Annotated in this window: 11 protein-coding genes; 4 read left to right on the forward strand and 7 right to left on the reverse strand. The window is 65.9% G+C overall.

The genetic code is table 11. The features are described from left to right. Positions 1-163 precede the first annotated feature (163 nt). Positions 164-739: a hypothetical protein gene (locus tag V7Q81_RS12035; RefSeq protein ID WP_333843602.1), complete on the reverse strand. Its 576-nt coding sequence runs from the start codon at positions 737-739 to the stop codon at positions 164-166. A gap of 200 nt (positions 740-939) precedes the next feature. Between V7Q81_RS12035 and V7Q81_RS12040 the strand changes: the two genes are divergently transcribed. After that, positions 940-1173 carry a DUF3460 family protein gene (locus V7Q81_RS12040; RefSeq protein WP_333843604.1) on the forward strand — a complete coding sequence of 78 codons (234 nt, stop codon included), beginning with the start codon at positions 940-942 and terminating at the stop codon, positions 1171-1173. A 3-nt stretch (positions 1174-1176) separates the two neighbouring features. Here V7Q81_RS12040 and V7Q81_RS12045 read toward each other — a convergent pair whose 3' ends face one another. The 4 genes from V7Q81_RS12045 to ttcA all read right to left on the reverse strand — a co-directional run bounded on the left by V7Q81_RS12045 (position 1177) and on the right by ttcA (position 5617). Further along, positions 1177-2526 carry a DegQ family serine endoprotease gene (locus V7Q81_RS12045; protein ID WP_333843606.1) on the reverse strand — a complete coding sequence of 450 codons (1350 nt, stop codon included), beginning with the start codon at positions 2524-2526 and terminating at the stop codon, positions 1177-1179. Between the two features lie 597 nt (positions 2527-3123). Next, positions 3124-3438 carry a DUF3567 family protein gene (locus V7Q81_RS12050; protein WP_333843608.1) on the reverse strand — a complete coding sequence of 105 codons (315 nt, stop codon included), beginning with the start codon at positions 3436-3438 and terminating at the stop codon, positions 3124-3126. Between the two features lie 395 nt (positions 3439-3833). Then, on the reverse strand, positions 3834-4724 hold the full coding sequence (locus V7Q81_RS12055) for an alpha/beta fold hydrolase (RefSeq protein WP_333843610.1): 891 nt from the start codon (positions 4722-4724) through the stop codon (positions 3834-3836). A 23-nt stretch (positions 4725-4747) separates the two neighbouring features. Then, positions 4748-5617, reverse strand: coding sequence for a tRNA 2-thiocytidine(32) synthetase TtcA (gene ttcA / locus V7Q81_RS12060; protein ID WP_442954832.1), 870 nt, complete (start codon positions 5615-5617; stop codon positions 4748-4750). Positions 5618-5782: 165 nt separating this feature from the next. On the opposite strand from ttcA, the gene V7Q81_RS12065 reads away from it, so the two are divergent. Further along, positions 5783-6814, forward strand: a complete 1032-nt coding sequence (locus V7Q81_RS12065) for a S1C family serine protease (RefSeq protein WP_333843613.1) — start codon at positions 5783-5785, stop codon at positions 6812-6814. Further along, positions 6795-7490, forward strand: a complete 696-nt coding sequence (locus V7Q81_RS12070; RefSeq protein ID WP_333843616.1) for a protocatechuate 3,4-dioxygenase — start codon at positions 6795-6797, stop codon at positions 7488-7490. The genes V7Q81_RS12065 and V7Q81_RS12070 overlap by 20 nt, the downstream gene beginning before the upstream one ends. 55 nt (positions 7491-7545) lie before the next feature. Here V7Q81_RS12070 and V7Q81_RS12075 read toward each other — a convergent pair whose 3' ends face one another. Together V7Q81_RS12075 and V7Q81_RS12080 are read right to left on the reverse strand one after the other, a co-directional pair. Further along, complete coding sequence (locus tag V7Q81_RS12075; RefSeq protein ID WP_333843618.1) at positions 7546-7977, reverse strand: MerR family transcriptional regulator; 432 nt, start codon at positions 7975-7977, stop codon at positions 7546-7548. A 182-nt stretch (positions 7978-8159) separates the two neighbouring features. Further along, complete coding sequence (locus V7Q81_RS12080; RefSeq protein ID WP_333843620.1) at positions 8160-8756, reverse strand: nitrilase-related carbon-nitrogen hydrolase; 597 nt, start codon at positions 8754-8756, stop codon at positions 8160-8162. A 138-nt stretch (positions 8757-8894) separates the two neighbouring features. On the opposite strand from V7Q81_RS12080, the gene V7Q81_RS12085 reads away from it, so the two are divergent. After that, positions 8895-9867, forward strand: a 973-nt coding sequence (locus V7Q81_RS12085; RefSeq protein WP_333843622.1) for an MFS transporter, incomplete at its 3' end; no start/stop codon positions are given.

Consider the following 9867-nt stretch of genomic DNA (forward strand, 5'->3'; position numbering starts at 1 on the left):
TCGCCGGGCTGATCCTCACCACCGACGCCATGGTGGCCGAGCTGCCGAAGGAGGAAAAGGCCCCTGCTTCGGCCGGCCACGGCGCGGGCGACATGGACTATTGATCGGCACCCGAAATCCTGCTCGGAAGGCCCCGCTCACGCGGGGCTTTTTTTTACGCCTCCTACGGGCAGGGATGCGCAGGCACGGCCGGATGACACACGGTGATGGACCGTAGATACTCGGCCCACTGGGCCATGACCCCCGGTTCGACAGGAGGCGCGGTAAGGCTGAAGGGCGCCACGCGCCAAGCCCGCTGCACCACGTAGAGTCCCTCGATGCCCTGCACCACCCGAAACAAGGTGATCTCGCCCTGGCCAGATTCGATGAACCGGGTGCAATAAAGCACCATGTCCGCTGTCGGATAGCCGTTCAAGGCTCCGGTGACGATCTCACTTACTTGGACCTGGTCGCAGACGCGGCGTGCTTGCCGGCCGATGGAATCGAGATAGCGCTCGAGGGACATCTCCTTAAGCCGCGGAAAGGTCTGAATCGTCAACCGGTCCTGCCAGGCCTCCAGAGTTTGGTCCGTTGGAAGATATTCCAGCATGCGCAAATCGGGCCAAGCGAGGGACAGGCTCAGCTTCCATTCCGGTGGACGCGGAACCTCGAAGCGCTCCTCTCCGGCAGTCCGGGCCTCCGCAAAGCAGAAGGCGAGCGCCAACGCTCCCATCGCCCAGGCGATCACCCGGGGGGCCACCTGCTCCCCCGGGGCGATGATCCACTGTGGCCGGAGTGCGCCTGGCTCCTGAGCGCCTTCTTTCCCGGCTCCATCGGCCCTCCTTCTTCGGCCCCGACCCGGTCACGATACCATGGCCCCCCACGGTCCGCAGCGCGTGCCCTGAAATGCTAAAATAGCGCTCCGGAAAACGGGCCCATCATTGCGTTCCAGAGCGCGCCATGTACGAATCGGACGTGACCAAGTTCATCCGGGAGCTCATGGAGAAGAATCCCCACCTCGCCGAAGAACAGCGCAAGGCCCGCTCCCGCTGGTGGGACAAGAAAATCGACTTGGAGGAGCAACGGCGCTACAAGGAAGTACAAGAGCCGATCCGGGGCTACTACTACTATCCATTGCCCGAGCCGAAGCGTCCCGCTCCACCACACGCCCAGGAAGAGTCCCAGACCGCTTGAGCCTCAGCGCCGGGCGATCAAGTTGAGCACCGCGTCTCCCCGCACGATGGTGAGGGCGAGGGTGCGGTCTGCGTCTTTGAGGGCTTCCCGCAGCTCCCCGAGCGACGCGACCCGTTTTTGATTCACGGCAATGATCACGTCGCCCCGGCGCAGACCGAGCCGCCAGGCTTCCGAATCCCGCTCCACGGAAACCACGCCCACTCCCTGGGGCCGGCCGCCCCGCTGCACCTCGACCAGGCGGGCCCCGGCGAGCTGGGGTACGGCGACCCCACCGCCTCCCGGACCGCCCACTTCCCCAATGCGCGCCGTGAGGGTGAGGGGCTTACCCTCCCGCAGCACCCGGATCTCCACCCGCTCGCCTACGGGCGTGAGCCCCAGCTCGTTCCTCACCTCGCTCGAGGTGCGCATCGCTCGGCCATTGATCGAGGTGATGATGTCCCGTGGCTTCAATCCGGCCTTCTCTGCGGGAGATCCTTCGGCCACCTCCACCACCACTGCGCCTTCGGTCAAACTGACGCCTAGGGCTTTGGCGAGGTCCGGCGTCAAGTCCTGCACGGTGAGCCCTAGCCAGCCTCGCCGCACCTCGCCGAAACGAATGAGCTGATCCATGACCCGGCGGGCCATGTTGGAAGGCACCGCAAAGCCGATGCCCACGTTGCCGCCGGAGGGCGCGATAATGGCCGTGTTGATGCCCACCAGCTCGCCTCGGAGGTTCACCAGGGCGCCTCCGGAATTGCCGGGATTGATGGAGGCGTCGGTCTGGATGAAATCCTCATAGCCCTCGACGTTGAGGCCTGTGCGGCCCAGCGCGCTCACGATTCCGGAGGTGGCTGTCTGCCCTAGACCGAAGGGGTTGCCGATGGCCACTACGAAATCGCCGACCCGCAGTGCGTCGGAGTCGCCGAATGGGATCGCCTTGAGGTTGTCGGCGTCGATCTTGAGCAGTGCGATGTCCGTGCCCGGGTCGCTGCCCACCAGGCGGGCGTTGAAGCGCCGTCGATCCCGAGTGGTGACCACCACCTGATCGGCCCTCTGGATGACATGATGGTTAGTAATGACGTAACCCTGGGCCGCGTCCACGATGACGCCAGAACCAGCGCTGATGGTGGGACGGGGATCGGGCAGGTTAAAGAAACGGCGAAAGAACGGATCTCGCAGCAGCGGGTTGTCGTAGTCTTGGGCGCGGGAGATCACCGCAATGTTGACCACACCGGGCGTCACCTCGGCCAGCGTAGGCGCGAGGGTGGGGATCTCCCCCGCACGACCAGGGGGCAGCGCCGCGGAGGCCACCGGAACGAGGGAGAGGACCGCCCCCAGCACGGCCCATGGCAGCATCCCTACTTGTCTCTTCACAAACTTCTCCTCGTGCACACTGCCGCGAACCCGCGGCTACTGAGCCGTCAGCGTTGCCCCGCACGGCTGCACCTCAGGCCCCGAACGCAAAGATCGCATCCCGGTGCCTGGCCAAGCTTAACAAATTTTTGCTTCCCGTCAGGCTGCTCGGGCCGCAACCGGGAACGCTGTGACGCTCGGCGGCAGAAAGCGACGCCTCGGGTGGCGCACCTAGCCCGAGCGCAGCCGAGGAGGAAGCCCGGTGTCATCCGGGCGAGGCACTGGTGCCAAGTGCCCGCACCGTGCGGGCGATGCAGGGCAAGCCTTTACGGCAGGAGGCATGCGGGTATTTGCCCTCCCAGGGGGTGATCCATTCTCCCCCGGCACGCGAAGGGCTAAGAGGCCGTCTGTGCGGGATGCGGCCCCTGGCCTGCAGCTGGCATCCGTACGCTGGATGGCTGCGTCGGCCTTGCGTGATGCGCCGGCCAGGCTGGCCCGGAAGGTCCGGGAGCGGCGCGCGAGGGTCGGGGAGATGCGCCAAGGCTTGGTCCCCGGCGCCTTTATGGGGGCGCTGCGCCGCGGAAGCGACGATCCCAGCGAGGGTGCGGCCCCGGAAGCTCAGTGCAGGATCACCGGCTGGGTGAGCAAGCCCTCGAACTCGCCCAGGAACTGGTCCATGGATTCCTGAGAGGGATTCTCGGCCAATACGTGCTCCATGGACACGCGGATGGTGGAGGCGAGCTCCCCTGTGAGGAACACCCCGCGCCGGGTTTGGCGGTCGATCACCTCCAGGCCGCACTGCATCGGATACTCCACCACGTAATAGTTCTGGCTGCTATAGAGCACGACCATGTGATCCACCTCCGTTGCCGCGAGGCTTTGTCCCCAGATCGGGCGTGCTTCCCCCAAGCTGGCGCGTGGCGTTTCCACCATTTCCTTTCCTTTCCCTCTTCGAACCCCGGCCGAAGAGCTTCGCCGGTCAGCCAGCAGGTTCGCAAGGAGCGTGCCAGTCCCCCGCCAAGCTTCGGCCGCAACCGTCGTCTCGTCCGGACCGCGCTCCCGGCTTTTTGCAACATGCTGAGCCCACGCCCTCTCTCCCCGGTGGGAAAGGCGGCGCCGATGCGTTGCGGGTCGTGGGACCTCCTCAGCCCCGTGAAAATAGACCCGTTCCCGGCCCCTGGAGCGGGAAGGGTGAACAGGTCCTTGCGTCCAGATCTGCGACACCGCCGCCATCCGCTCGACACTCTCTCAGGCCTGCGATCCGCCCCGGGTGGGAAGGGCCCGGTCCGCTTCGTTCGACGCCCGATCCCGCGCGCGGCAAGCCGCTCTCACAGGGGCGCGATGAGCCGGCCGAGGATCTGCGCCCAGCGGTCGATCCCCAGGAAGTGGCCAGCGCCGCGGACCCGCTCCAGCCGGGGCCGGTTCAGCCGGCGCTCCAGGGCCAAGGCCGCGGACAGGGGAATCATGAGGTCCGCGTCTCCGTGCCAGAGCTCAACCGGCACTTGGATCGTCCGCGGATCGAAACCCCAGTCAGAGGCGATGCATCCCAGGTCCTGGAGGAAGGGCTCGGCACCGCGCTTCAGGGCCTCGATCAGATCCTGGGCAAACATGGCGCGCACTGCGGGCCTCCTCAGCACCTCCCGGTCCACCGGATGAAGGTGGGAAGCGAGCAAATCGAGATAGCGCTCGGGCCAGGCGCGTCCGAAGGCGGAGGCCACGGCGAGGGCCGGGCGCAGCAGCCAGGCAAAGCGCGGCGCCAGCTGGAACGCGGCCCGCACCGTCCATGCCATGGGCATGCCGCCTGGCATCGACCCCGGCGGACCGACACCGCTCACCACGGCCACCCGAAGGATGCGCTTCGTGAGCCGCGCCGCACAGGCCAAAGCATAAGGGCCGCCGGCGGAGACGCCCGCCACCGCGAAACGTTCCCAGCCCAGCGCATCAGCGAGGGCCGCCACATCGTTCGCCCAATCCATGAGGCGGCGCAAACGCAGCGGATCGGAGAGCCCAAATCCTGGCCGCTCCGGCGCGACGATGTGCGCTCCGAGCCGAGTCGCCAGCTCGAGGTCCGGATGCCGCTGGTAGCGAGAGCCCGGCAACCCGTGGAACACCAGCACCGGCACGCCCTTGGGGTCACCGTAGGAAGCATAGCCGAGGCGACGGCCGTCGGGCAGGCGCACGGTGGCGCTCTGCGGGAGGGGGAGGGGCTCGGGACTCACGGCGGGAAAGCCGCAACTAGTCCTCAATCCTCCGCGAACACCGGCTGGGGGAACTCCTCGGGGTCGAAGGCCCGGTCGCCCTCGGGCTGGGGCGTGCCGGACGGCCTCAAATTAACGAAGTCGAACAGCCGCAAGTCGGCAAGGTGGGAAGGCACTACGTTTTGGAGGCTGCGGAACAGGCTTTCGATCCTCCCTGGATAGCGCTTTTCCCATTCCAATAGCATCTCCTTCACCGCCTGCCGCTGCAGGTTGGGCTGGGAACCGCACAGGTTGCAAGGAATGATGGGAAAACCCCGGGCCTGGGCATAGGCGGCGATGTCCCGCTCGCGGCAGTACGCAAGGGGCCGGATCACCACGTGACGGCCGTCGTCGGACACCAGCTTGGGGGGCATGGCCTTAAGCTTTCCCCCATAGAACAGGTTGAGGAAGAACGTCTCCAGGAGATCGTCGCAGTGGTGACCCAAGGCGATCTTGGTGGCGCCGATCTCGGAGGCGACCCGGTACAGGATGCCGCGGCGCAACCGGGAGCAGAGGGAACAGAGCGTCTTGCCCTCAGGGATCACCCGCTTGACCACGCTGTAGGTGTCTTGGCTCTCGATGCGAAAGGCAACGCCCCGGCCCGCCAGGTACTGCGGCAGCACGTGTGCCGGAAAGCCGGGCTGCTTCTGATCCAGATTAACCGCGGTGAGGCGGAAGGGGACCGGGGCCTTCTGCTGGAGGGACAGCAGGAGATCCAGCAGGGTGTAGCTATCCTTGCCCCCCGAGAGGCACACCATCACGTGATCGCCGGCTTCGATCATCCGGTAGTCGTGGATCGCCTGTCCCGCCAGGCGGCGCAGGCGTTTGGCCAGCTTCTTGGCCTCGAAATCCTGTTTTCGCCGATCCATACCCATCGTGCAGCCCGTCGCCGGTTACCTCTCGCACCTTCTTGAAAATCTTATTTTCCCAGAACGGATTGCCCTTGCCTATGCGGCCCGCCACGCGCTTTGCGGCTCCGAACTATTGCCCGCATCGAACCGCCTAAAGAATTGATTACCCGGACCGGACAGGGAGAATCTGTGACCGCATACCGCTGCCCCGCACGCCGCTTCGGGCAGGCAATCGCGGTCTTTGCGCTTTTCTGGGCGAGCCTGTCGTTCCCTCCCGCCGCCGCGACGGCCGAGACCAAGAACGCTGTGCCGGGACCCAATCCCCTGGCGGCGGTGGTGCGGGTGAAAACCCAAGCGCTGCCCGAGGCCCGCACCGCACCTTACCTCGGGCACGAGCGGGAAGGCAGCGGCGTGGTGATCGACGCCAGCGGTCTCGTGCTTACCATCGGCTACTTGGTACTCGAGGCCGACCGCATCGAAGTCACCGACGCCACCGGCAAGACCCACGCCGCCACCCTGATCGCCTACGATCACGCGACAGGATTCGGCTTGGTGCGCACCGTCACGCCCGTGCCCGTGCCCCCCATCGAGCTGGGGGATGCCAGCCAGCTCAAGGCCCGGGACGAAGTACTGATCGCGGGCTTCGGCGGTCCCTCCGCCACTGCGGTCGCCATGGTGGTTTCCCGGCGCCAGTTCACCGGTGCGTGGGAATACTTGCTGGAGAATGCCATTTTCACCGTGCCCCCTGTGCTCAACTGGGGAGGAGCCGCCCTGATCGGGCGTGATGGACGGCTGCTCGGCATCGGCTCCCTGCTGGTGCCCGATGCCGTCGAACCGGGGGTGCGCTTCCCCGGCAATATGTTCGTGCCCATCGACCCCTTGAAGCCGATTCTGGCCGATCTGCTGGACGACGGCCGGCGCGCGGGCCCCCCCAGGCCCTGGCTTGGGCTGTCGACCGAAGAGATACAAGGGCGTCTGTTCGTGGTGCGGGTCGCCCCCGAAGGCCCTGCCGACCGAGCCGGCATCCGGCCCAACGACATCGTGACCGGGCTCGACGGGGAGCCGTTCGAGAACCAAGCCGACTTCTACCGCAAACTGTGGGCCAAAGGGCCCGCCGGCACCGTGGTGAGACTGCAGGTGCTCCAGGGCAACCGGCTCAAGGAAATTCCCGTGACTTCCATGAACCGGGAGGAATACCTGCGTGTCAAGCAAGCGTACTAAATCCTCGCCTGTCCTGCCCACGGCTGACCGTTTCCAGCGGCGGCGTTTTCTCGCCGGCGCGCTGGGGGCAGGGACGCTCATGATGTGCCCCGCCCTGTTCGCGGCGCTCGTGCCCACACCGCGGCAGACCCGGGGTCCGTTCTATCCCCTCGCCCTGCCGCTCGAGAAGGACAACGATCTCGCCAGCGTCGCCGGCCGCCCCGGTCTCGCCCACGGGGAGATCGTGCACGTGGTGGGGCGCGTCCTGGACCGCAACGGGCGGCCGGTGCGCAAGGCACGCCTCGAGATCTGGCAGTGCAACGCTTTCGGCCGCTATCACCATCCCCACGACCGCAGCGACCGGCCCATCGATCCCAACTTCCAGGGCTATGGCCAATTCGTCACAGGGGAAGACGGCGCCTACCGCTTCCGCACCATCAAGCCGGTGCCCTACCCGGGGCGCGCGCCCCACATCCATTTCGCCATCGGCGGCGAGGACTTCTCCCCGCTCGTCACCCAGATGTATGTGGCCGGGGCGCCGGAAAACGAATGGGATTTCATCCTCAATGCGGTGCGCGATCCCAAGGCCCGGGCAAGCCTCATCGTCGCCTTCGACGCCCGTACCGAAACGGGTGAGCCGGTCGGGATTTTCGACATCGTGCTGGACCGGGACGGCCCGTTCGAGAAGCGGGGCTGATCCTGACGGAAAAGAGCAGCACGGGGCTCCCGCGCCGACCGGGCGCACCGCCCGCTCATTCTTCTTCCGCCTGGATCGCGATGACGCCCTGCTCCAGGGCGTTGATGATGGCGCATTGGGACAGGGGCCCCCCCATCGGGCAGGAGGCGATCAAGGCTTCCAGGACACGCCTCAACCGCTCGAGCTTGCCGATGCGCTGGTTCACCTGGGCGAGGCGGGTTTCCATCCAGGCCCGCACCTGGGAGGCGTCGGCGCCGGGCAGTCTGCGCAGATGGATCAGCTCGCCGATTTCCTTGAGGGAGAACCCCAGTTCCCGCGCCTGCCGGATAAAACGGATGCGGCGAATGGTGGATTCCGGGTAGCGACGGTAGCCCGAGTCATTCGGTCGCGGCGGCTGCTCGATCAGTCCCTCTCGCTCGTAGAAGCGGATCGTCTCGACGCCAACCCCCGCCCGCCGGGCTGCTTCCCCGATGGTCCAACCCTCCATGCCCCCTCCTGGTTTTTGCGGAGGCAACTTTATTCTGTGTATGATGGTACAGAGTCAAGAGCAAAAATGTTAATAATTCTTAGCTCAACGCGAAGGCGACGCTGCCGAGCATCGCACAAGCTCGGCCAACGGTGATCTTAAGCGGAAGATCACAATCATCTAGCGACGGGCCGCCGCTGAACTCAACCCTTCTCGGCAAATAGGTCCTCGGGCACACCTGCCGCGGCCACCACGGGCGGCGGGGGCGGCTCGTTGACGTACAGGCGGAACACGTCGGGCTGGGTGTCGTGGCCCACCACGTCGAAATCGTATTTGCTGCGCACGATCTCCCCCAGGTCGATCTCGGCGGTCAGGATGGTTTCGCCTTCGAAGTCGGACTGCGCCAGGGCCTGTCCCAGGGGGTCCACGATACAACTCCCGCCGCGGCGGATCACCGTGCCGGGGTCGTCCCCCTGCACCAGCGGGAAGTCGGCGGGAAAGTCCCGGCGGCGGGTAAATTGATTGCAGGAGAGCACGAAGCAGCGACCTTCCAGAGCCACGTGTTGTACGGTGGGAAGCCGAGTGGCACGGTCGTCGGCGGTGGGGGTGCAATGGAGCTGGATGTTCTTCGCGGACATGGCCATGGACGGCAGCGGCATGTAGTTTTCCCAGCAGATGACGGCCCCAAGGCGTCCGTACCTTCTCCAGGGTGCGGGCCCGATCAAAGGCGACTGGCGCCGCCTGCACCAGCGCCACCACGAAACGCCTGTGTCGTTCTTCCACCATGAGGGGCTTTGCACCCTGCCCGGACGAGCGCCTGAGCACGCGATGGCCCCATGCTTTCTGGACTATGATTGCATTTTCCCACACGAGCCCTGGCCCCGCCCCTCCGGTGCCCGCGGCAAGCGCGAGAACGAAAAAGATTATAACCTCCGATCATGGACCGAGCCCGGAAAAACGTCCTAGTGCTGGCCGCCTGCCAGGCGCTGCTTTTCACCCACAACGTCATCTTGATTTCCATCAACGGGCTCGCCGGCTTCGCCCTGGCCGAGGTCAAGACGCTGGCGACGCTGCCCGTGACCGCGTATGTGGTGGGTGGCGCCCTCTCTACCCTGCCCGCCTCCTTCTGGATGAAACGGGTGGGACGGCGCGCCGGCTTCATGACGGGTGCTGTCTTCGGCCTCATCGGCTCGGCCCTCTGCACTTTGGCCGTTCAGCTCGGAAGCTTCTGGATCTTGTGCCTCGGCACGCTGGTGGCAGGCGTCTATAACGCCTTCGGCCAGTATTACCGCTTCGCCGCGGCGGAGACCGCCAGCCCGGACTTCAAGAGCAAGGCCATCTCCCTGGTACTGGCCGGGGGGATCGCCGGTGGGGTCCTGGGCCCCGAGAGCAGCAAGCTCACGCTAAATCTGCTCCCGCTTCCGTACATGGGCTCGTACGCTTCCCTCATGGCCTTTTCTGTGCTCGCCATGCTGCTCACCTCCTTCATCGCCATTCCCCCCATGGAAGCACACGAGCAGCGCGCTGCGGGGCGGCCTCTCTTGCGCATCATGGCACAGCCCGCTTTCGCGGTGGCAGTCCTCTCCGCTACGGTGGGCTACGGCGTCATGAACCTGCTCATGACGGCGACCCCCATCGCCATGAGCCAGCAGCACTACCCGTACCATGACGCCGCCTTCGTCATCGAATGGCATGTGATCGGCATGTTCGCTCCCTCTTTCGTAACGGGCTCCTTGATCAAGCGCTTTGGCGTCGCGCCCGTCATCCTCACGGGCGTTATCCTCATGCTCATGTGCGTCGGCGTGGCCTTGGCTGGAGTTGCGGTCATGAACTTCTGGCTGGCCCTATTCCTGCTCGGCGTGGGCTGGAACTTCATGTTTGTCGGCGGCACAACCCTGCTCACCGAGACCC

Source organism: Pelomicrobium sp., from assembly GCF_036803785.1.
Lineage (GTDB): Bacteria > Pseudomonadota > Gammaproteobacteria > Burkholderiales > UBA6910 > Pelomicrobium.